Origin of the sequence: uncultured Chitinophaga sp. (assembly GCF_937898475.1) — a bacterium.
Classification (GTDB): Bacteria; Bacteroidota; Bacteroidia; order Chitinophagales; family Chitinophagaceae; genus Chitinophaga.
This window is the reverse complement of record NZ_CALEJS010000032.1, coordinates 32,176-54,448: the sequence shown is the minus strand read 5'-3', so window position 1 is coordinate 54,448 and position 22,273 is coordinate 32,176. Positions and strand designations below refer to the sequence as shown.

Sequence of the window (22,273 nt, the reverse complement as noted above, 5' to 3'; positions counted from 1 at the left end):
GTATGAACATTGGTGGCACGGAACAAATATGCTGACTCTCAGCCGGTTATAGCTGCACTGCCGGGACTGCCGCTATAAATTGTCTGTCTGACGAAGGTTTACTAAAACTTCACTAAGCTTACACTAAGATTGCAGGAGGGTCTGACGAAGGTGTAACGAAGATGGGACGAGGACTCCATGAGGAAATCACGAAGGTACCAGGAGGAAAACATGAGGAGTACACCGCGCTTTTGCCAACACCGGGCATTACTTTTGCGCTGCAAAAACCCGGTATCTCAAAAAATCCACTGCCATGATGTCCAGATTGCTGCAAAGAAAACGCCTGCTTTTCATATTACCGGCCATTCTTTCGACTGCTTTCGTGAAAGCCCAGCCCATCCCTCCCCAGGATTCCGTGCTCTCCGGCTTCCGGTATGCCTACCCAGTGCATTCTATTTCCCTGAACATCCAGGGCCAGGCATTAAAGATGGCCTATATGGACGTACCCGCCCAACGGCCCAACGGGAAAACCGTCATGCTGCTGCACGGCAAGAATTTTTGCGGCGCCTACTGGGACAGCACCGCTGCTGATCTGAGCCGCAACGGTTACCGGGTGATCATCCCCGACCAGATCGGTTTCGGAAAATCATCCAAACCCAGACAACTGCAATACAGTTTCCAGCTGCTGGCGCAGAATACAAAGGCAATACTGGACAGCCTGCAGATCACCAGCACCGCTGTACTGGGTCATTCAATGGGCGGTATGCTGGCCGTTCGCTTTGCGCTGATGTACCCTGACATTACAGAAAAACTGATCCTGGAAAACCCGATAGGGCTGGAAGACTGGAAAGTGAAAGTGCCTTATCAATCTATTGACAAATGGTGCCAGTCAGAGCTGCAGCAGAATTACGATAAGATCAGAAAATATCAGATGGAGAACTACTACGCCGGGAAGTGGAGCCCTGCATACGACAAATGGGCACAATTACTTGCCAGCTGGACCAAAGGTCCGGACTACCCCCTGATAGCCTGGAATGCCGCCCTTACGTATGATATGATCTTTACACAGCCGGTGTACTACGAATTTGAACAGATCCAGGCCCCTACCCTGCTGATCATCGGACAACGCGACCGTACTGCTCTTGGGAAAGCGGCCGCTCCCGAAGCCCTTCGTAAAACTTTAGGCAACTATCCTGAACTGGGTAAACGTGCCGCCCGGAGAATACCACATGCCAGGCTTGTACCGCTTGAAGGGGTGGGTCATCTTCCCCATATAGAGGCTTATCCGCGCTTTATTAGCGCTTTGCTGAACTTCCTGAAGCAGGATTAGTCATTCGCATTAAACGGAGAATATAGTCAAATCCGGCCTGGTTACCGGGGTTGTTCACCGCACCGGCAATATCCATCTTTTCCCGGGAGGTAAGGTGCCAGCTAAGCGCCGCCGCCTTATCTTCCCGCTGGGGAACATACTGGAAAATAACCCGGTGAAACTTACCCGGGAAATAGCCTTCTATGTAATTCACCTGGTTATCCTGCTCAAAATCCTGCATGGCGCTCCAGTGCTGCTGCATGGTGAACAGCGGTTCAAAGACCAGGTCTCCCAGGTCTTTTTGTTTTTTGATAGGCTGGATATCATTCTTACGGGTGTCGCGCACCTGTATGTACACAATGCCGCTGGTATTTTCGTTGATCCAGTGCCGGAAATTATAGAGAAAACGCAGGGTGGTTTCCTGTCCGAAATTGTCGCGGATACCGGCGTCCATTACATCCACAATGGGATTGCTGGGCAGGAAGACGTTTGGCAGTACATAGGGAAAAGTGGCACACATGCGGATGGCGCTGCTGATCTGCAAATCCAGCGCTTGCTGTGACGCAAAGTACTGTCCAAAATCTACGGCGTCCACATCGCGCAGGGGCCGGGTTGGATGCAGGTATTCCGGCGCACACAGATAGCTGATCGGCTGCGGCGAGATCATCAGGCGGCGGCCATCTGCATTAATGGTGGCATTCCAGATCAGCATGGGGATCAGGGCCTGCTGCTCCGGTTCGCGGTAGTCTTTCAGTGTTTTCTGCAGCACATGATCTGTATTCTCGTTCAGTTGTTTTTCAAAGTAATATCCCCGGTCTTTTCCATAATGGTTCTCCCCAATGTGGAACTCTCTGAAAGGCGTGATAAAATCATTCACGGCCATAGCAGAAAAAACAGAGTTGAGCAGGTCCCGTGAGATACGCTCGGTATAAACGCTGTCGTAGATATTGATGGCTTCGCCCTGCTGTTTCCGGTAATACAGCTCCCGGTAATAGGATGCGCCAATCATGCCGCCGGAGGCCCCGGTCATTAACATGGTATGCTTCATCAGCTCGCCGTTCATCATCGCATCCAGGTGTTGTAGTACGTTCATGCTCCAGGTGGCGGACCGCACGCCGCCTCCGCTGAAATTCATTACCACCAGTTTGGGCTTGTGCCCGCGGGGAAACCTGGATTTCCACCGCTCCAGGATCTGCAGGGTATGTTCCCGGTCTTTCTGCGCCAGTTCTGCTGAAAAGAACTGCTGTAAGGATGCTACGTTATATTCCGGCCGTTGTTTTTTCTGATGATAGTTAAGCCCGTAAGCTTTATTGCGGTTGTCGATCAGGTTATTTACCGTCATCCAGTTCAGGAGGAACATCATCACCAGCAAAGCCGGGATGGCCCAGGTTTGCAACAGGTAGGCATAGGCGCCGGCCACTCCTATCAGGAAAGCAAAGAACACCATTACGCTGGCGCCCGCCGGGATGCGGCAAACGTTGTAATCCATCAGGAAGGCCAGGATCACCAGGAACACCAACGCGGCGCCCACCGTGATCATAGATGCAAAGTGGTGCTGCTTCAGGATGCTGTCCAGGTAATGCTTGTTATAGTGATCCACATTTCGGGCCCGGCGTATCATGAACGGCGAAGAAAAATAATTGTGTACCGGCAGAGCATTTTCATCGCGCTCCTGGGTGGGTTTCAGCACCATACGCAAAAAGTTGCGGGGACTGCCAAACTTTCGCTCCAGGCGACGGCTGATGTTTTTATCTGCGTTAAAAAAGTAGAAGAAGGAAAAAAAGATCACGAACAGCAGGCCGCAGATAAACCCTTCTGCCAATAAAAGTATTTCCGGTACGGTGCTCAGTTGCTGGTACCGCTGGTATTCCCAGCCGCGGATCAGCACGCATATCACGAAGGTGAGGGGAATCAGGGAGTTGTTCAGGCAATACCTGAAAAATGGCTGAGAAGTGGTAGCCAGGAATTTAAAGCGCCCCGTATGCAGTATAAAAGTGGTAATATTCCAGCTCATGGTAAAGAACCCAGTGGCCAGGCCCAGTATAGTGGTGCTGTAAAAATTCACTTTCCCCAGGTACTCCGGCGCCAGGAACAGGGCGTCGCCACCGAACACTTTGGCAAAGCCCCCGTTAATGGTGCTGAAAAGTATAGCCCAGAATATGAGCAACACCTGGTACTTACGGAAATGTAACAGCAGGAGCTGGATAGGGAAAGAATAGTAAATTTTTACCAGCAGTAATTTCACTTTCACGTGCAAGATAGTTTGTGCCGGAGGGATGACGGCATCCAACGGGCAATTACTGATAAACTTACGAAAAATAGTCGTAAGTTATCAGCCTGCTATCTTAGCGGTGGCAGGGGCTTTTCCGTTACTTAAAAACAACGTCCACACCAGCGCCAGCAAGAGCAGCATGCCGGTAAACTGGTGCAGAATAGCCATCAGCATGGGTATTTTTACCTGGCTGTTCATCACGGTGAGCACTCCCAGTAATACCTGCAACAGCACCAGCAGTAATGGCAGGTAGCGGATACGGTGCAAACGGCAGAATACCGGCGTCTGGGCGGCTTTCCACCACCATATGGCTACCAGTATACTGATCAGGTAAGCCAGTCCGCGGTGAATGAACTGTATGGTGATCTGGTTATGAACGATATCTGTAAAAAATCCTCCCTGGCGAAACATTCCGGCCGGCCACCACATACCGTTGATATCCGGCCAGGTACTTGCGGCCAGTGCCGCGTGCAGGCCCGCCATAAAAGCACCGTATACCAGCTGCAGCGTTAAAAGTACCAGCAGCCAGATATTCAGTTTACGCAGCGATGGTGTATAAACCAGGTCTTTAGCCGGCGTACTTATTTTAAGCGCAAACCACAACACATAGCAGAGCAACAGCAGGGCCGCAATAAAGTGTACGGCCAAACGTATATGGCTCACATACAGGTTCTCTTCATTCAGGCCGCTCTTTACCATGATCCAGCCGATGGCGCCCTGCAATGCACCCAGCAGAAAGAGGATCAGCATAGGCTGTACCATAGACCGTCCTATCTTCTGTTTGGCCACGAAATAAATAAATGGCAGTGCAAATACAAGTCCCATCAGGCGGGCCCAGTCGCGGTGCAGCCACTCCCAGAAATAAATGGACTTAAAATCGGCCAGTGTAAAATGGCTGTTCACATATTTGAACTGTGCTATCTCCTTGTATTTGTCAAAAGCAGCCTGCCAGGCCTGTTCTGTCATAGGGGGCAATGCACCAAGGATAGGCTGCCATTCAGTAATAGAAAGGCCGGAACCGGTGAGCCTGGTAATACCCCCCAATAATACCTGTATGATGACCATCCCCACGCCTGTAAAAAGCCAGATGGCTACAGGACGGTGCTGCTGCAATGCGTTTTTTTCCATAACCGCTGCAAAATTAGGGAAGTTTACAATTGGTAGCGTGCTGTTCAGACTGAGTCTTATCATCAAAAATCCGGAATTGTTTCATTAAATTTCAGCCTCAGTGCATAAATGCTATGCTCCCACCGGGAAAAATGATCATACGCCTGCTGTTACAGCTGTCTGTTTACCTGCGCATCTTTATTGTATTTGCGGCCGCTATTGTGTTGCTGTTGCTGGCAGCCTGGTGTTTCTGGTGGTTACCCCAGGGAACAGACATGATCCTGAAGGCTACTGAAACCCGCTGGAGTGGAATTGTTCTGCTGCTGATGCTTTTTTTCTGGGCCTATGTGAACTGGTATTCCGGCCGCATACTGGCATTCAGGAAGAACCAGCGCTTTAACTGGTTCCCCGTAGGATGGGAACCGGTGTTCCTGAAACACCTGCCCGGCCTCCTGGGCTTCCTTTGTTTTACCGTGGTAGGCTTGGCCATTCTGCAGGCCCCCTCTGGTATTGGTAAACGGCCAGGGGCACTGCTGCCGGTCATCACGCTGCTGCATATCGCACTGTATGCATCCGCATCGCAGCTGATGAAGGTATGGGGCAACCGGCTGGCAGCGCGCAACCAGCTGCTACAGGTATGTACATGGCTACTGGTATCTGTGTTTGGCGCAATATTGCTTTGCGGATGGATCAATACCCCTTCTTCGCTTGTAACGGGCATCTGCTGGATGCAGTATGCCTGCCTCTTCCTGATAAATAACCGCGCCAAACTTAACCTGCTGAATACGAGATGGCTGCGATCACCCTTCTTTACACGCTTCCTCGAAAAAGTGTGGAACGACGCCGGCAGTGCACAAACACGCAGACCGGAAGAAGCCCTGCTCTTCGCTATCTTTAACGGCATCAGCCTGATAGCAGCCATCTGTTATTTCACCGCTATTTTTTATCTGCCGTTTGCCAACAGCATTGGCAGCTTCTCGTTTGCGCTGCTGGGATTGGGTGTGTTACTGGGTTTTGCCAATATCATATCCCTGCTTTCTATATTGTCCGGTATCAACTTTACCGTGGTATATATTGTACTGGTGGTAATAATCGGTTATTTGTTTGAACCACACAACGTACGCATTTACAAGCACCGTAACAGTACCGAAAAAGTGTTTGACGAACGCCAGCACCTGGAAGAGTTTTTTGTGCAATGGCTGCAGCAGCGGGAAACAGAAATCCGGCGGGACAGTATCTATCCAGTTTTCTTTGTATTGGCGGATGGCGGTGCTTCCCGCTCCGGCTACTGGACGGCAGCCGTGCTTACCCGCCTGGAAGAAGCATCTGACAGGCGTTTTTCCAGGCATCTGCTCTGCCTTTCTGGGGAATCAGGTGGCAGCATGGGCAACAGTGCATTCTTTTGCCTGCTGCAGCAGCGCGACAGTATCTACCAGACGGGACATACGCTTCAGCAGGAAGCAAAGGAATACCTTAAAAGTGATTTCCTGACCTATACCCTGGCCCGTATGATGGGGCCCGATATGTTCCGGCCGGTATTCCCCTTTCCCTTCATTTATGACCGCGCAGCAGCACTGGAGTATGCAACAGAGCATGCAGCACCGGATTCCATTATCATTGGCCGATCTTTCATGCAGTTGATGTCAGGCCTGATTGCACGACGCGGAGATAGCGCCTACAAGCTGCCGATCTTACACCTGAACACCACGCGCATGCAGGACGGTGCACCGGGACTGGTAAGCAATATCATCATAGACTCTACCATCTTTGGTAAAAGGATAGATGTGCTGGACCTGCTGGAACCCGGACAGGATATCCGTTTAAGCACAGCCGTTATATTAGGTGCACGCTTTCCTTACATAAACCCTGCAGGCCGCATTGGAAATAATTACTTTGTAGACGGCGGCTATTTCGACAATTCCGGCGCCGGGGCGGTGCATGAAATGATTATGCAGTTACATCAATGGTCCAACGACAGCAGCTGGTACAGCCGCTATCCGCGTCTGCGTACTTTGCAGCTGGCTGATAAACTGCGCTGGTATGTGATCCATATTACCAATGGCCGGCAAGACCCGCTGGTGCTGAGAAAAGTACACCCGGTAGTAAATGATCTTTTCTCTCCGGTGCAAACACTGATAGGTTCTTATAATACGCAAACTGTTGTTAACAATCTCCGCCTCATCCGCTACCTTGGAGAACTCAATAAGGATACTACCTATTTTCCCATCTCCCTGTATGAAAAGAATGACAGTAGTGTATACCCTATGAACTGGGCCATTTCAGACACCACGCTACGACGGATGAACAACCGGCTGGACCACTATCCCCGACTGGATTCCCTGGTAAAATGGGTCCGCAATAATTTCAATCTGCCTGCAGGCGATGTGTCAGAACTGGGCAGAGGCATGTAAATGCCCTTATCAGATTTTCACTTTCTCTTAACGAACGCGTAATATTCTGTTAACGCCGGCGCCGGATCTTTGCGGCAACAAAACAAAGGCATTAGGTATTAGCTAATATACTGCCCCATTAACACGAACTTTAAAAAACTTAATGTCATGTATAACATGCCCAGAACTATCATTATTGCAGCTGCTGCAATGATGCTTACCACCGCCTCCAGGGCTCAGCACAACGTTTTAGCCTATAACGGCCCCGCCGTAAACAAGACCTTATCACATGCCGTAACGAAAGAAGCACCTGTCCGTTTTAAAGTAAACCTCACCCGTTCAGGCGGCGATTCCCTGGTGTTTCGCCTGAGACTTGAGAACGCAACAGCAGAAAAAGTTGTATTAATGATCAAAGATAAGAATGCCAATGTGCTGCATCGCGAAGTGATCCCTGCTACGCCTGTATATGTGGGCCGTTATAACCTGCAAAGCCTGGAAGATGGCGATTACACTTTCGAACTAAGGAATGGCAGAGATAAGATTGCGGAGAAAACAATCGGGATCAGAACTGAACTGGCTGTAAACAGGATAGGATCTGTACAGTAATCGTACGGCCTATCCTGTTTGATAATAATGTCTTTACTTTACCATTGCTTTATAAAGCACTTCCATCACATTCTCGCGAATATGCATGGTGCTTAATTTAAGATTCGTACCGCCGCTTGGGTTTACCCGGTTACTCAGGAAAATGAACACCAGGTTATACTGCGGGTCTACCCAGATACAAGTACCTGTAAACCCGGTATGCCCGAAAGTAAGGGAAGATGCACTGGCCGAAGGATAAGGATCCTTTCTCTTCGCATTGTCCCTTTCGGGCTTGTCAAAACCTAAACCCCTCCGGCTGTACGAGCTGCCATAGGAGGTAAATAACCGGATCGTTTCCGGTTTAATGAACTGGATATCATTGTACCGTCCTCCATTCAGCAACATCTGCATGATCACGGCCAGGTCATGTGCATTCGAGAATAAACCGGCATGGCCCGCTACCCCACCAAACATTGCCGCGCCAGGATCATGTACATCTCCACGCAACAACTGCATACGGAAAACCTGCTCACGTTCTGTGGGTACTATCCGTTGCAAAGGAAACCGCTCCCTGGGCAGGAAGCCGGTGGTGCCCAGCCCAAGCGGGTCGTAAAAGGTTTCTTTTACATACTGGTTCAGCCGCTTACCTGTAAGCTGTTCTACAATCTTCCCGAGGAAGATGAAGTCCAGATCGCTGTATACGTATCCCTGGCGTAAATTAAGCTTGCTGTCCAGTATTTTTTTGAACATCATCGCCTGGTAAGCGCTGTCCATATACATGTTCTCTGCCACACGCACTGTGTGGGTAGCATCCGCATGTTTGTGATATAGTACTGTATCCGGCGTGCCGTCTGTATTCAATGTTTCGCGGTAGAAGGGAATGTAGGGTACCAGGCCTGCCTGGTGCAGTAATATGTCCCGTACGCGCAAACCTGCCTTGTTGGTGTTCTTTACCATGGGCAGATAATCACCCAGCGTTGCGTCAAGGTTCAGTTTTCCTTCATCGTACAAACGCATGATCGATATGGTGGTAGCACATACTTTGGTAACAGACGCCAGGTCATATATAGATGCAGGGGTGACTTCCTCCCAACGGTTGTAATCATAGTAACCAAAACATTTGTTATACACGATCCTGCCGTCTTTCATGGCCAGTATCTGCCCACCCGGGGCGGCTCCGTTATCCATCATATTTTTTGCCAGCCCGTCTATCTGCGTCATTATCAGTGAACGCATACCAACGTCTTCCGGTTCTACCGTAGGCAGGTTTGTGAAGGAGGGTAGCGAATAAGTGATACCCGCGCCGGAAGGGAAGTTATTGCATACTGATACGGGCAGCTTCCCTTTGGGGCCCAGCTTTCCGAAGAGCAGATCGGCAACGGCTTTATGCGTAATATCATCATCTTCATAAGCTGCTACCACAGCAGGCGCTTCGCAGAAATACTGGAGGGCGTAAGGATTGCCAAAGGCAACTGTTACTGTCGGCATTTCTTTCTGCAGCTGTCCTATCAGCACTTTTTCTGCTACAGAGATGCCGAAGCTGTTAGCTGGCCGCCGGTTATAATTGTGCAGTCCGATGATCACCGCCTTATAGTCGCGTTGCAGGCGGTTCATCAGTGGCGCCACTTCATGTATGGTTTGCCGGTTGGTAAATACAAAAACATCTGCGTCCGGCCGGTATTGTTTAACCGTTTGCAGAAAGTTGTTGCTGGCATCTGCGCCAACAGCTACCACGGCAATTTTCTGTTTACGCAGGGGAAATGGCTGGAACGGTATCAGGCGGTTATCGTTCCTTAGAAGTGTAATGGCCTGCTGTGCAATATGGCGGCGTAAACTGTCCGTTTGGGCGTTCAGATCATTGGTCAGGTTAACGGTATCGATCACCTGTGGGTTGTTCAGGCCCAGGTTATATTTGGCCCGCAGCACTTTTTTCACACGGCGGTTCACTTCTTCCCAGGAGATCTGGCCTCTTTTAATACCGCGCATAATGGCCTGTATGCTGCCTGTTGCGGTAGAGGGTAATATCATGAGATCATTGCCAGCCAGCAATGACCGTAAAGATTCTTCGCCGTTTGTATGGAACTTGGCAATACCCTTCATTTCAAGGGCATCTGTTACCACCAGGCCTTTGAAGCCCATTTCTTCCTTCAGCAGGTCTGTAACCGCCTTGTATGAAATTGATGTGGGCGTATTGGCTTTCCTGTCGATAGCCGGCACATACAGGTGGGCCACCATAATAGATCCCACACCGGCGTCGATGGCTTCTTTGAAGGGGTACAGCTCCAGTGAGTCGAGTGCGGCGCGTGATTTGCCGATCACCGGCAGGTCCAGGTGGGAATCTACATCCGTATCACCATGTCCGGGAAAATGTTTGGCGCAGGCCATAATACCGCCATCCTGCATGCCTTTGATCATGGCTACGCCCATACGGGCTACCTGGTACTTGTTTTCACCAAAAGAGCGGTCATTGATCACCGGGTTGTTGGGATTGTTGTTCACATCCACGTCCGGTGCAAAATCAATATGAATGCCCAGGCGACGGCACTGATTGGCCAGCAGGCGTCCGGCCTCATAAGCCAGGGTACTATCTTGCAAGGCGCCTATCATCAGGTTGCGGGGCAGGCTGATCACACTGTCCAGCCGCATGCCCAGGCCCCATTCCCCATCTATGGCAACCAGCAGGGGTACTTTGGAGATGGATTGGTAATAATTGGTCAATGATGCCTGCCTTACCGGTCCGCCCTGGAAAAAGATCACACCGCCTACCTTATTGTTGCGTACGTCGCTTACCACCTTGTCTATGTGGTCCTGTCCCAGGTTGGAGTGCGCCCTGATCATGATCAGCTGCGCAATGCGTTCTTCCGGCGTAAGAGAGTTAAAAACGCTGTCTGCCCATTGTACTGCCTTGTCTTGTAACGTGTTGTCTGTTGGTGCCTGGAGCCCGTTTTGTGCTTGTCCCGTCCTGAATATAGTGATGAGCCCCAGTAGTAGTAAATACTTCCTGATCATTTTATAAACTTACAAATATTTATATGAGGTTCAACGAATTAATAATATTATTTATATAACTATCTAACCTTCATAAAATAAATACGTTGCGAAAAATCATATTTCAATAAATTTTATGTTTTTAGACACTTTTTTAAATTGTGTTCACTATTACTCATAAATATTTCATATTATTTAATCAACCGTAATTTTTTTACCAATACATTCAATTGTTTGTTATATTTGCAATCTTGCTATTAAAGTATTTTTAACTAGAATCATGGTCAATATTATTTTATTTGGCCCTCCCGGTAGCGGCAAGGGCACACAAAGTGCTAACCTGATCAAGAAGTACGGTCTCATTCACCTGAGCACCGGCGATCTGCTGCGGAGTGAAATAGAAGCCCAGACCCCGCTTGGCCTGGAAGCTAAAAAGTTTATGGATGCCGGTCAGCTGGTGCCTGACGAAGTAGTGATCGGCATGATCAGTTCCAAATTAGATGCCAACCCGGACACACGGGGCTTTATATTTGACGGCTTTCCCCGTACTACTGCCCAGGCAGAAGCACTGGACAAGCTGCTCACCCTGAAGAAAACTTCCATCTCTGCTGTACTGAGCCTGGAAGTACCGGAAGATGAGCTGATCAAACGCCTGCTGAACCGTGGCCTTACCTCCGGCCGCAGCGACGATGCCAATGAAGATGTGGTGAAAGCACGTATTGTGGAATACCATAACAAAACTGCTCCTGTGGCTGATCACTATGCCAAATATGGCAAATTCAGGAAGATTAAAGGCAGTGGCACTATAGACGAGATCTTCGGCCTCCTGAGTAAGGAGATAGATGACCTGGTAGTGGAAAGAGTATAAAACCCGCAACCTTAGCGGATCCGATATAAAATTTATTGAACGCAAAGATCGTAAGTGACGTGGTTCCTGAAAATCACGCAAACTTCCCGATCTTTGCGTTTTTATTTATTGCAGGCCTGGCCTGCCCATGTAAATGCTAAAGCTTTGGAAAAGGGCAACTTTGTAGATTATATCCGTGTATTTTGTAAATCCGGCAAGGGTGGCGCCGGCAGCACCCATTTCATGCGCACCAAGTTTAACCCCATGGCTGGCCCAGACGGAGGCGATGGCGGCCGTGGCGGCCACATCATCCTGAAAGGCAATGCGCAGCTATGGACCCTGCTTCACCTTCGCTGGCACAAGAACGTGATAGCTACAGACGGCGGCAACGGCAGCCGTAACAATTGCACCGGGCCTAACGGGAACGATGTTGTGATCGAAGTGCCGCTGGGTACACAGGTGTATGACGAAGCCTCCGGCGAACTGGAAGCGGAGATTCTGGACGATGGCCAGCAGATCATTTTGCTGCCCGGCGGACAAGGCGGCCGCGGCAACGCTTATTTTAAGACCCCTACCAACCAGGCTCCTGAATACTCCCAACCCGGAGAACCAGGCCAGGAAGGCTGGAAATTGCTGGAACTGAAAGTACTGGCAGATGTGGGACTTGTTGGGTTCCCTAATGCAGGTAAATCTACTTTGCTCTCCACCATCACCGCCGCCAAACCTAAAATAGCAGATTACGCATTTACCACCCTTACTCCTCAACTGGGCATTGTTTCCTACCACGACGACCGGTCTTTCTGTATTGCCGATCTTCCCGGTATCATCGAAGGCGCCCACGAAGGCCGTGGCCTTGGGCACCGTTTCCTGCGGCATATAGAGCGTAACTCTGTATTACTGTTCCTCATCCCGGCAGACAGCAAAGATCACCGCCAGGAATTCAACATCCTTGTAAATGAACTGGAACAGTATAACCCTGAGTTGCTGGATAAACAATTTCTGCTGGCCATCAGCAAAAGCGACATGCTGGACGAAGAACTGCAGAAGGCCATCGAAGCAGAACTACCGGAAAACGTGCCGCATGTATTCATTTCAGCCGTTACCCAACAGGGACTGACAGACCTGAAAGACATGCTGTGGCAGGCGCTGAACGACTAATAGGCTGCCTTTATACCTGCATAAATAATTTCTCTTTGGGATGCGTTCGTTTCTTTCGGAACTTTGCACTGTCATTCAGTGCAAGGAAACCCCACCCTATCCGATAACTTCTTAAATGAATTAATATGCAATCACATCCCGAATTAAAATTCCGTACACGCAGATGGGTAAAACCGGAAGACCTCAATCCCAATCATACCTTATTTGGCGGCAGCCTGCTTAAATGGATCGATGAGGAAGCGGTGATCTATGCCATTCTGCAGCTGGACAATCCCAAAGTGGTTACCAAGTTCATATCAGAGATTAATTTCATCAGCGCACCACGGCTGGGAGATATCATTGAACTGGGCATTGTGGCCACCCATTTTGGCCGTACCTCCATCACACTGAAATGCGAGGTAAGGAACAAGATCACACAACAGCCGGTGCTGGCTATAGAGAAAATGGTATTTGTGAATGTAGATGAAAATGGTAAACCTGTTCCGCATGGTAAAACCGCCATCACTTTCGCAAAAGACCGTTTGAAAGACGATCCTGCCACGCTGAATTAAGCAGCAGCATCATTGAATTGCGCAGCTGTCTGTGCGGTCTTTCTTGCAACGCCCCGCCGTATGAAATAGCTGCCGGTTAAAAGCACACATAAAGCAAGCAGGGAGCAACCCGCCATAACGCCGGTCATCGGGAATGCAGTATGATCATACTTGCTCAGCAGGCTAACCGCTACGGATGCCAGTGCTCCCAGCCCCATCTGCAAAGCGCCCATCAGGGCAGACGCACTACCTGCATGCTGGGCAAATGGCGCCATAGATAGCGCAGACGCATTCGGAAAAATAAACCCGGCACAGGAAAGGAAAATAAAAATTGTAGCCAAAGTGCCCGCAAGCCCCAGCCAACCATTACCAGCCCCGGTAACCAGTATAATGCCCGTAATAGCCTGAATGGCCAGGGCCACGATGATGATCTGCTCACTTTTATATTTCCTGAGTAAAACGCTGTTCACCTGCCCGGAACCGATCAGTCCTGCTGCCAGCGCAGCAAAGATCAGGCTGTACTGGGTGCCCGATACCCTGAAGATCTCCAGGAAAACATACGGCGATCCGGCTACATAAGAAAGCAGCCCGGCAAATACCATGGCGCCAGCTATTGCATAGGTGGTGAAGCGTGGCTCTTTTATAACAAACAGAAAACTGCGGATAATAGGGGTGGGCATCAGTGAATAGTGCGGATCCGGCTGATAGCTCTCCGGCAGTTTCCAGTAGGAAGCCGCCAGGATAACGGCCGCCAGCACCGTCAATATGATAAAGATGTAATGCCATCCCATGAACTCCGTTACATATCCGCCAATAGCAGGCGCCAGCATTGGCGATACCCCTACCACCAGCAACAGCATTGAAAACACGCGGGCATTCTCTTCTACCGGGAAGAGATCACGCACCATAGCAGTTGCGGCCACCGTACAGGCGCAGCACCCTAATGCCTGCAGAAAACGTAAGGCGATCAGTGCATCTACAGACGTTACGAACACGCAACCCAGGGAAGCCAGCAGGTAAACAACCAGACCAATATGCAGCGGACGTTTTCTGCCAAAACGGTCCAGCAGCGGCCCATACAACAACTGCCCAAAAGAAACGCCTATGAAAAAGCTGGACAGTGAAAGGGAAACTTCTGCTATGCTGGAGTGCAGATCCTTTGCTATAGCCGGGAAACCCGGCAGGTACATATCAATAGAAAAAGGCGCCAGTGCAGTAAGGGCGCCTAATATCAGTATCAGTAAAAAATGGTTGCGCTTATTGTAGGTCATGATATCCGGAATAATCATACAAAGCTAGCGCTCCTCGTGTTCACTTACATGTACCAAATCCCGGTATTCATTGTACTTATGAAGGGTTGATCTTGTTACTTTCCTTTACCTTCACCGGTACGGGGCGGATATCCCATACTATGCCCAGGAATCCCAGGAAACGGATGATATAATAGGTAATATCTATCTCCCACCAGTAAAATCCCTGCCGGGCAGCACTCTGGTAATAGTGGTGATTATTGTGCCAGCCTTCTCCCAGTGTAACCAGGGCCAGTATCAGGCTATTGCGGGACTGATCTCCTGTTTTGTAACGCTGACGGCCTATCTTATGCATCAGGGAGTTGATGGTAAAGGTGCCATGGAACAACAGGATAGTGCTCAGGAAAAACCCGATGAACAGGGTGGAAAGCCCCGCGCTCCAGTCAAAGAAACCGGTGCCGTTCACTTTATTGCCGATCAGGTATACCGCCAGCGCCAGTATTACAGGTGGTACAAAGTGATATTTATTCAGCCAGTACAGTTCCCGGTGTTTCATATCCTTGATCAGATCATAGCGGGTAGGTTTGTATTCTGGCCCCATGATCCAGCCAATGTGGGCATACCAGAAACCATACAGGTTTGCAGAGTGCGGATCCTCAGGTGTATCACTATGCTTGTGATGAATGCGGTGATTGGCGGCCCACCACAACACGCCTTTCTGAAAACTGCTCTGCGCCCCGAAAGCCAGTATGAACTGAAAGAAACGTGAAGTCTTGAATGCGCGGTGGGAAAAATACCGATGATAACCGCCGGTTACAAAAAACATACGTGCCACATACAGTACGACACATACAATCCAGTCAAACGCATGCACAGTGGTAAAGAATGCCAGGAAAGGTACCAGGTGAATGCCTATAAAATCGAGCTCATGAAGCCAGTCAGGTTGTTTCCGTATTTGTTTTGCGGTATTCATTTGCCAAAGATAGGTTGATTACATTTTGCAGTCAATGATATAAATCATTTCGCCGACTGACGGTTTGCAAAATCGCTAATCCTGATTACTATGTTTTCTTGAGCCAACCATGGGATTCGAACCCACGACCTACAATTTACGAAACTGTTGCTCTACCGGCTGAGCTAGGTTGGCTTGACCGGTACAAATTTAATCATCCCCGCGTTATTAAAAACAGCAGCAGGAAAATTTCTGCGCTGTACAGGCTGCCCTGTATGCATACTATCCCTTTTATTGTTTATTGATCTGAGGAACATCTCCTATCTGATGCTGTATGAACAAGGTATACAGTGACGCGGGTATCAGTGAGTAAAATTTTATACGGTAAGCACCATCGGGAACCGGCAGGCAGGACAATGCGGGCAGAAAGTGTTGTTCAATTGCGCCTTTTACTACCTCGTTACCGCGATCATATAAACGGCCGGCTACTTCCAGGCACTCGCCTGCAACACTGTAGTTCTGTTCTTCCAGCTGTTTGCGGGTATAGTTGCTCAGGCAGGTCATCGTTTCATATACATGAAACACTGCCGGGAACCGGTGCAGCGGTTTTCTCAGTTCCGGTATTGCGTCTTCAATCAATGCCGGTACTTCATATTGATTGATCATAGTAGCAGGTGTTTGGTGCTCCACTATCATCACCAGCAATTGTGCCAGTATATTGATATTCTTACTCCGCCACAGTTGTTTCCGCGTATACTGAAAACAGGTACCAATCTTGTGTACTCATCAAAAAAAGCGGTATGAATAAAAAGCGCGCTGCCTGGCAAATAGGCACTTCAGGATGGAGTTATAAACACTGGAAAGGTTTGTACTACCCGGAAAAGATGAAGCCGGTGGATTACCTGGCTTTCTACAGCCAGGAATTCACCTGCACCGAGATCAATACCAGCTTTTACCGCCTGCCTAAAGGAAAAACGGTGCAGGACTGGGTGGAGAAAGTACCGGCGGACTTTATATTCTGCCCCAAGCTGAGCCGCTATATTACCCATATGAAGAAACTGCGGGACCCGGTAGCAGGCATGCAGGTTTACTTTAGTGTTTTTGACCTGATAAAGAAACGGCTGGGGCCAGTATTGGTACAGCTGCCGGAACGTTTAGCTTTTGATGCGGGTGTGGCAAAAGAATTTTACAGCCTGCTGGCCAATACCTATAAACACTATGATTTTTCCTTTGAAGTACGGCATACCAGCTGGTTCAGCCGGCAAAGCCTGTCGCTGATGGAAGAATATGGAGTTGGGCTGGCAATAGCGCATTCGGGTAAGCGCTTTCCTTACAAAGAAGCGGTAACCGCTCCGCATATCTACCTGCGCTTTCATGGTCCGGGCGATCTCTACGCATCCAATTACGCCACCGTTTCACTGCGGGCATATGCTCGTAAATGTAAACGCTGGATGGAAGAAGGTCACAATCTATGGATCTTTTTCAACAACGATGTGCATGGCTATGCCCTGGAAAATGCAAAAAAACTGAAAGCACTCATTGCTTCTGCCTAAAGTCCCAGCCCGCCCAGCATACCGCCGGCAACGCCTTTCATTTCAGACTCCCAGGCGTTCTCCGCATTTTTCAAGGCACGGTTAAGCGCTGTAATCAGCAGGTCTTCCAGTTCTTCTTTGTTGTCCGGGTTCAACAGGTGCTCTTTTATTGTGATACCCTTTATTTCGCGGTTCCCGTTAACAGTTACTTTTACATCGCCATCACCGGCGTCCCCATCTACCGTAATATTAGCCAGCCTTGCTTTTCCTTCCTGCATTTTTTGCTGCGCTTCCTGTAGCTTTCCAAAGAGATCTCCGAACATATAACATGTTTTAACATCACAAAGATATAGCATGTAGTGTTATATGCTTATATGTCTCAATTCCTTATCTTTCCGGTCAATTTCATGACTGGCATGATCGAAACAAAGGTTTGTATTATTGGCGCCGGACCGGGAGGAGCCACTGCTGCCCTGCAGCTGGCGCAACTGGGCATAGGCTGCGTAGTGGTAGACAAGGCTGTATTCCCGAGAGATAAAGTTTGCGGAGACGGGCTGAGCGGAAAAGTGCTGACCGCGCTGGAAGCAATTGACAAGGAGGTGGCAGAACGCCTGCGCCAGTATACGCAGAAACTGGGCAGCTGGGGCGTCACTTTTGTATCACCCGGCAGGGTAGCTATGGATGTGTCCTATAAACCTGATTACGACCGCCATACAGACGAACCGGCCGGCTTTGTGTGTAAACGTATCCATTTTGACAATTTTCTGGTAGAGGAGCTGAAACGCAGGCCTGAGATACAACTGTTTGAAGGCGTTACAATAGAGAAATATGAGCTGCAGGAAGACGCTTACGTGGTTACAGATGCTACCGGCAATTTTACCGTAAAGGCGCAATTGCTGATCGTAGCCAACGGGGCGCATTCTTCTTTCACCAAAGAAGTAGCCAACATCCGGATGGAACCCGCCTACTACGCCGCCGGCGTAAGAGCTTACTACAAGAATGTAAAAGGAACCCATCCCGATAATTTCATTGAGCTGCATTTTCTGAAACCCCTGCTGCCAGGTTACCTCTGGATCTTTCCCCTGCCCAACGGCGAAGCCAATGTGGGCATGGATATGATCAGTGAAGCGGTACGCAGCCGGAAAGTGAACCTGAAGAAATTGCTCACCGAAACCATTGAGAACGATCCCGTTTTCAGGGAGCGTTTCCGGGATGCGGAGATGACCAGCAGCATAGAAGGTTATGGCTTGCCGCTGGGCAGTAAGAGAAGAAAATTATCCGGCGAGCGTTATATGCTGGTTGGCGATGCCGCCTACCTGGTAGACCCTTTCACCGGCGAGGGTATTGGCAATGCGCTATACGCCGGCCGGTTCGCCGCCCAGCAGGCCGCCGCTGCGCTCAAAGCCAACGATCTTTCTGCAGCAGGCCTTGCGGCTTACGATGAACGTGTATACCGGGTGCTGGGGCCAGAACTGAAGCTGAGCCATCGTCTGCAGAAACTGGTAAAATATCCCTGGCTGTTTAACCTGCTCATGAAAATGGGCACACGTAACAAACAGCTGAAAGAGCTGATCTCATGCATGTTCTATGAGGTTGACCTGCGTAAAAAGCTGGCCCGGCCTTCTTTCTATATCAAACTGTTATTAAACAAATAACCACCTGTGAAGAAGCGTTTATTCCTATCAATCTGCACAACCGTGTTTATGGCAGCCAACAGCAATGCCCAGCAAGGGCTTTATATCCACGATGAGGCAGGACACCTGCAGCTCACTATGGCAGGCGCTTCCCATCTTGCCGCCCTTCCACTCAAATGCATGCAGCAGGAATTTCCGTATAAAACAGGTGTGGTATTTACAGACAGCTCGCTGGTAAAGCACCCGCGGGATTATCACCCGGCTTTTTACGGATGCTATGACTGGCACAGCAGCGTACATGGCCACTGGATGCTGGTAAAGCTCTTAAAATCGTTCCGCGATATTCCACAGAAAACACAGATCCGCACAAAACTGGCAGAAAACCTTACGGCAGATAATATCCGGATTGAACAACGCATCTACCACGAAAAAGAAAATAAAGGCTTTGAGCGCATTTATGGTTGGAGCTGGCTGCTGCAGCTGCAAAGAGAGCTGCTTACCTGGCAGGACCCGCTGGGCGCAGCACTGAGCAAAAACCTCCAGCCACTGGCCACCCAATTTTCAAGGTCCTATATCGCTTTCCTTGATAAGCTGGTGTACCCTATCCGGGTAGGTGAACATACCAACCTTGCCTTTGGCCTGCGCCTTGCCTGGGACTATGCCGCCGTTGCAAAGGATACTGCGCTGCAGAGCGCCATCAGCAAAGCGGCCCTCCGCTTCTATGCAAAAGACAAGGGCTGCCCCATCAACTGGGAGCCGGGAGGCTACGACTTTCTTTCTCCCTGCCTGGAAGAGGCAGACCTGATGTGGCGTATCATGCCCGCAGCGCAATATAATGCATGGGTGCAGGACTTTTTACCGGGACTATTCACTGACCCTGTTAACATTCTTTCCATTGCACGGGTAAAAGACCGTACTGATGGTAAACTTGTACACCTCGATGGACTTAATCTCAGCAGGGCGTGGTGCCTGTACGGCATTGCCCGCCATGTAACACACAACCGTGCCGCCATTCGCGAACTGGCGCGCCAGCACCTGGAGGCCGCACTGCCGCATGTGGCCAGTGGGGATTATGCCGGCGAGCACTGGTTAGGCTCTTTCGCTGTTTACGCATTAACAGTGGAGAATAATGAATGATCAGTTTTAAAATATAGTTATGTTCCGCCTTTTTTATCCCTGTATGCTGGCACTGCTGGCAGTGTCACTTTGTTTTCCCATGCGCAGCGGCGCACAAAACAAGCGTTTCAGTATAGGCCCCGCCCCTGATTGGCTGGTGCCGTATCAGCCCGATCTTCAGAAAACGCCGGATCCCAATGAAATAAGCGACGGCTATTACATCCGTTTATATGAAGAACAGTATCATGCCGAACGTAAAAGCCAGTACCGCCATGTAGTGCGGCAGATCGTTTCGGAAGCGGGCGTTCAGAACGGCGCTGAGGTATCTGTTGTCTATGATCCTGTATACGAACAACTTAAATTCCATCAGCTGGTAGTACGCCGCAACGGCGCCGTTATTAACCGGCTGAACGCAGGCAAGTTCCGTTTCCTTCAACAGGAAAAGGAACTATCCCGTTTCATTTACAGTGGCTTATACACCGCCTATTTCATAGTAGATGATGTTCGCAAAGGCGACCAGATAGAATATGCTTACACCCTGGAGGGACATAATCCCATCTTCGAGGATAAATATTTTAACACCTTCCACTTTGGCGCCAGTGAGCCGGTGATGAACTTCTATAAAGCGCTGATAGCATCTCCTTCCCGCCGCCTGCAATTCAAAGCATTCAATGATGCACCACAACCGCTCAGAAAAGCTGCTGGCAACATGACCGTCTATGAGTGGAACCTGGTGCAGATCACGCAGCCACGGGCCGGAAATTATGCCACTCCTTCCTGGTACAGCGCTTATCCGTTTGTACAGGTCAGCGAGTATAACAGCTGGGAGGAAATTGTGAACTGGGCTGTGCAGGTCAATACCATAGAACACGCCATAACACCGGCACTGCAAAACAAGGTGGATGCCTGGCTGAAAGCAGGCGCCGGTAACAAAACAGCCTATCTGCAAAGCGCTGTAAGATTTGTGCAGGATGATATCCGCTATATGGGTATAGAAATGGGCGAGTATTCCCATCGCCCCAGCCAGCCCGATAAAATACTCAGTCAACGTTTTGGCGACTGCAAAGACAAATCCCTGCTGCTGGCTACATTGCTGAAGGCCGGCGGCATTGATGCAAATGTGGCCTATGTGAATACCGGCGCCAAGGGTACGGTAACAGACTACCTGCCCTCACCTGTCATGTTTGATCACGTTATTGTAAACGCCCATCTTGATGGCAAGAGCTATTGGATAGACCCTACTATCAATTATCAGCGGGGGCCTGTTACCAGCATCACTATACCGGACTACCAGAAAGCACTGGTGATCAAAGCAGGGAATAAGGCTTTCAGCGAGATACCGCAAACCAACACCAGCATTACCACCATACGGGAAAACTTTACCCTGCCTGCAGACAATGAGCAACCAGGCAAACTGGAAGTGTTTTCCAGCTACACTGGCCGGCATGCAGATAATATCAGGGCAGAGTTTGCGGAAGCCAGCCAGAAAGATTTGCAGCAATCCTACCTGAATTATTACAAAAATATCTATGGCAATGTAACGGCAGATTCCTCTGTCCGCTACTATGATGTGGAAAACGGACCCAATGTGATGGAGGTGGTAGAACGATACTCCCTGCATGATCCCTGGACCATAGACAGCACAGATAAGAATAAGCAAACATTTTATCTCAGGTCCAAAATACTGACAGACTTGCTCCCGCTACTGGAATCAGATACTTTTGATGCCCCGCTGGCACTGAGATATCCTTATTCGCTGGACTATACCCTGACATTTGACATGCCGGAAAACTGGTCTTTTGAAGATTCCCAGCTGCACCTGAAAAATAAGTACTACCGGCTTGACTTTAATTCTGCTGTTTCCGGGCGCACTATAAAGCTGCATTATCAATACACCGCTTACCAGGATCACATTCCGGTAGAAAGCCTGGCCGCCTACCGCAAAGACCGGAAGGAAATCTCGGAGAACGCCGCATTTACACTAACCTGGAATAAAGCGTTGAGTAGTTCGCAACCAGGCGGCGGTAGTGGCATAAGCTGGGTACTGCTGGTGCTGTCCCTGCTGTTTGCAGGTATCTTCGGCTATATAGCAGCTAAATTTTATGAACGGTCTGTACTGCCGGTAAGATACAATCTTGATCCCTGGAATATAGGTGGATGGCTTGTCCTGATGAGTATAGGCATTGTCTTCTCTCCACTGTCAATCCTGATACAGACAATTAAGGGAGGTTATTTTGCAAGCGCTACCTGGGAGGCCTACATTCGGGCACAGAATAGCCAGTCGTTGATACTGCTGCTGATCGCAGAAGTGGCAGCTAATGCATTCCTTTGGGTATATTCCATTCTGCTGCTCATTCTTTTCTTAAAGCGGAGAGATACTTTCCCGGCAGCCTGCATTGTGTATTACGGGGCAAACCTGGTGATCCAGCTGCTGGATGCTGTTGCGGTCAGTGCCATCAATCCGTCCTTTAACTGGAGCGATGAATCAATGCCTACCATCATCCGCACAATTATTGCCGCCGCTATCTGGATTCCTTACCTGCTGAAGTCAGAGCGTGTGAGGAATACCTTTGTTGTTCCGCACTCTTCAGCTGTACAATAACATGATCTCAAAACAGCGGTTA

Annotated in this window: 17 protein-coding genes and 1 tRNA gene; 10 read left to right on the top strand and 8 right to left on the bottom strand. The window is 49.5% G+C overall.

Going from position 1 to position 22,273, the window contains the following annotated elements; translation table 11 throughout:
- Positions 1-292 precede the first annotated feature (292 nt).
- Complete coding sequence (locus Q0577_RS19775) at positions 293-1,309, top strand: alpha/beta hydrolase (protein ID WP_298739354.1); 1,017 nt, start codon at positions 293-295, stop codon at positions 1,307-1,309.
- On the opposite strand, the gene Q0577_RS19770 is transcribed toward Q0577_RS19775, so the two are convergent.
- Positions 1,275-3,539: a patatin-like phospholipase family protein gene (locus tag Q0577_RS19770; protein WP_298739353.1), complete on the bottom strand. Its 2,265-nt coding sequence runs from the start codon at positions 3,537-3,539 to the stop codon at positions 1,275-1,277. The genes Q0577_RS19775 and Q0577_RS19770 overlap by 35 nt on opposite strands.
- Positions 3,540-3,620: 81 nt before the next feature.
- Positions 3,621-4,688, bottom strand: a complete 1,068-nt coding sequence (locus Q0577_RS19765) for a COX15/CtaA family protein (protein WP_298739352.1) — start codon at positions 4,686-4,688, stop codon at positions 3,621-3,623.
- A 113-nt stretch (positions 4,689-4,801) separates the two neighbouring features.
- On the opposite strand from Q0577_RS19765, the gene Q0577_RS19760 reads away from it, so the two are divergent.
- Together Q0577_RS19760 and Q0577_RS19755 are read left to right on the top strand one after the other, a co-directional pair.
- Positions 4,802-7,078 carry a hypothetical protein gene (locus Q0577_RS19760; RefSeq protein ID WP_298739349.1) on the top strand — a complete coding sequence of 759 codons (2,277 nt, stop codon included), beginning with the start codon at positions 4,802-4,804 and terminating at the stop codon, positions 7,076-7,078.
- 156 nt (positions 7,079-7,234) lie between these two features.
- A complete protein-coding gene (locus tag Q0577_RS19755; RefSeq protein WP_298739347.1) occupies positions 7,235-7,663 on the top strand; it encodes a hypothetical protein in 429 nt (142 codons plus the stop codon).
- Between the two features lie 33 nt (positions 7,664-7,696).
- Here Q0577_RS19755 and Q0577_RS19750 read toward each other — a convergent pair whose 3' ends face one another.
- Positions 7,697-10,651, bottom strand: a complete 2,955-nt coding sequence (locus Q0577_RS19750) for a glycoside hydrolase family 3 N-terminal domain-containing protein (RefSeq protein ID WP_298739345.1) — start codon at positions 10,649-10,651, stop codon at positions 7,697-7,699.
- A 259-nt stretch (positions 10,652-10,910) separates the two neighbouring features.
- Here Q0577_RS19750 and Q0577_RS19745 point away from each other — a divergent pair, with 259 nt between their 5' ends.
- From Q0577_RS19745 to Q0577_RS19735, 3 genes are all read left to right on the top strand, one after another.
- Positions 10,911-11,498: an adenylate kinase gene (locus tag Q0577_RS19745; RefSeq protein ID WP_298739343.1), complete on the top strand. Its 588-nt coding sequence runs from the start codon at positions 10,911-10,913 to the stop codon at positions 11,496-11,498.
- Between the two features lie 93 nt (positions 11,499-11,591).
- Entirely contained in the window at positions 11,592-12,635 is a 1,044-nt protein-coding gene (gene obgE / locus Q0577_RS19740) for a GTPase ObgE (RefSeq protein WP_298739342.1), read from the top strand.
- A 125-nt stretch (positions 12,636-12,760) separates the two neighbouring features.
- Positions 12,761-13,186, top strand: a complete 426-nt coding sequence (locus Q0577_RS19735; protein WP_298739341.1) for a hotdog domain-containing protein — start codon at positions 12,761-12,763, stop codon at positions 13,184-13,186.
- Here the strand turns inward: Q0577_RS19735 and Q0577_RS19730 are convergent.
- The 4 genes from Q0577_RS19730 to Q0577_RS19715 all read right to left on the bottom strand — a co-directional run bounded on the left by Q0577_RS19730 (position 13,183) and on the right by Q0577_RS19715 (position 16,033).
- Complete coding sequence (locus Q0577_RS19730; protein ID WP_298739339.1) at positions 13,183-14,436, bottom strand: multidrug effflux MFS transporter; 1,254 nt, start codon at positions 14,434-14,436, stop codon at positions 13,183-13,185. The genes Q0577_RS19735 and Q0577_RS19730 overlap by 4 nt on opposite strands.
- Positions 14,437-14,512: 76 nt before the next feature.
- On the bottom strand, positions 14,513-15,388 hold the full coding sequence (locus Q0577_RS19725) for an acyl-CoA desaturase (protein ID WP_298739338.1): 876 nt from the start codon (positions 15,386-15,388) through the stop codon (positions 14,513-14,515).
- A 101-nt stretch (positions 15,389-15,489) separates the two neighbouring features.
- Positions 15,490-15,562 (bottom strand) — tRNA-Thr (locus Q0577_RS19720).
- Between the two features lie 96 nt (positions 15,563-15,658).
- Complete coding sequence (locus tag Q0577_RS19715; RefSeq protein ID WP_298739335.1) at positions 15,659-16,033, bottom strand: hypothetical protein; 375 nt, start codon at positions 16,031-16,033, stop codon at positions 15,659-15,661.
- 134 nt (positions 16,034-16,167) lie between these two features.
- Between Q0577_RS19715 and Q0577_RS19710 the strand changes: the two genes are divergently transcribed.
- The gene (locus Q0577_RS19710; protein WP_298739333.1) at positions 16,168-16,920 is read left to right on the top strand and encodes a DUF72 domain-containing protein; all 753 of its coding nucleotides are present in this window, start codon (positions 16,168-16,170) and stop codon (positions 16,918-16,920) included.
- On the opposite strand, the gene Q0577_RS19705 is transcribed toward Q0577_RS19710, so the two are convergent.
- Positions 16,917-17,222, bottom strand: a complete 306-nt coding sequence (locus tag Q0577_RS19705) for a YbaB/EbfC family nucleoid-associated protein (protein WP_298739332.1) — start codon at positions 17,220-17,222, stop codon at positions 16,917-16,919. The genes Q0577_RS19710 and Q0577_RS19705 overlap by 4 nt on opposite strands.
- A gap of 93 nt (positions 17,223-17,315) precedes the next feature.
- Between Q0577_RS19705 and Q0577_RS19700 the strand changes: the two genes are divergently transcribed.
- Genes Q0577_RS19700 through Q0577_RS19690 form a run of 3 tightly spaced genes read left to right on the top strand, consistent with a single transcriptional unit; the run spans position 17,316 to position 22,251 of the window.
- The gene (locus Q0577_RS19700) at positions 17,316-18,554 is read left to right on the top strand and encodes an NAD(P)/FAD-dependent oxidoreductase (RefSeq protein ID WP_298739330.1); all 1,239 of its coding nucleotides are present in this window, start codon (positions 17,316-17,318) and stop codon (positions 18,552-18,554) included.
- 48 nt (positions 18,555-18,602) lie between these two features.
- Complete coding sequence (locus Q0577_RS19695) at positions 18,603-19,670, top strand: DUF2891 domain-containing protein (protein ID WP_298739327.1); 1,068 nt, start codon at positions 18,603-18,605, stop codon at positions 19,668-19,670.
- Between the two features lie 19 nt (positions 19,671-19,689).
- Complete coding sequence (locus Q0577_RS19690; RefSeq protein WP_298739326.1) at positions 19,690-22,251, top strand: DUF3857 domain-containing protein; 2,562 nt, start codon at positions 19,690-19,692, stop codon at positions 22,249-22,251.
- Positions 22,252-22,273: the final 22 nt, after the last annotated feature.

Excerpts from the sequence above, each read along its gene's own strand:
- Q0577_RS19750 (WP_298739345.1), bottom strand. The coding sequence starts at position 10,651 with ATGATCAGGAAGTATTTACTACTACTGGGGCTCATCACTATATTCAGG.
- Q0577_RS19690 (WP_298739326.1), top strand. The coding sequence starts at position 19,690 with ATGTTCCGCCTTTTTTATCCCTGTATGCTGGCACTGCTGGCAGTGTCA.
- Q0577_RS19715 (WP_298739335.1), bottom strand. The coding sequence starts at position 16,033 with ATGATCAATCAATATGAAGTACCGGCATTGATTGAAGACGCAATACCG.
- Q0577_RS19745 (WP_298739343.1), top strand. The coding sequence starts at position 10,911 with ATGGTCAATATTATTTTATTTGGCCCTCCCGGTAGCGGCAAGGGCACA.
- Q0577_RS19705 (WP_298739332.1), bottom strand. The coding sequence starts at position 17,222 with ATGTTCGGAGATCTCTTTGGAAAGCTACAGGAAGCGCAGCAAAAAATG.
- Q0577_RS19760 (WP_298739349.1), top strand. The coding sequence starts at position 4,802 with ATGCTCCCACCGGGAAAAATGATCATACGCCTGCTGTTACAGCTGTCT.
- Q0577_RS19695 (WP_298739327.1), top strand. The coding sequence starts at position 18,603 with ATGGCAGCCAACAGCAATGCCCAGCAAGGGCTTTATATCCACGATGAG.
- Q0577_RS19765 (WP_298739352.1), bottom strand. The coding sequence starts at position 4,688 with ATGGAAAAAAACGCATTGCAGCAGCACCGTCCTGTAGCCATCTGGCTT.
- Q0577_RS19710 (WP_298739333.1), top strand. The coding sequence starts at position 16,168 with ATGAATAAAAAGCGCGCTGCCTGGCAAATAGGCACTTCAGGATGGAGT.
- Q0577_RS19725 (WP_298739338.1), bottom strand. The coding sequence starts at position 15,388 with ATGAATACCGCAAAACAAATACGGAAACAACCTGACTGGCTTCATGAG.
- Q0577_RS19735 (WP_298739341.1), top strand. The coding sequence starts at position 12,761 with ATGCAATCACATCCCGAATTAAAATTCCGTACACGCAGATGGGTAAAA.
- Q0577_RS19700 (WP_298739330.1), top strand. The coding sequence starts at position 17,316 with ATGATCGAAACAAAGGTTTGTATTATTGGCGCCGGACCGGGAGGAGCC.
- Q0577_RS19730 (WP_298739339.1), bottom strand. The coding sequence starts at position 14,436 with ATGACCTACAATAAGCGCAACCATTTTTTACTGATACTGATATTAGGC.
- Q0577_RS19755 (WP_298739347.1), top strand. The coding sequence starts at position 7,235 with ATGCCCAGAACTATCATTATTGCAGCTGCTGCAATGATGCTTACCACC.
- Q0577_RS19775 (WP_298739354.1), top strand. The coding sequence starts at position 293 with ATGATGTCCAGATTGCTGCAAAGAAAACGCCTGCTTTTCATATTACCG.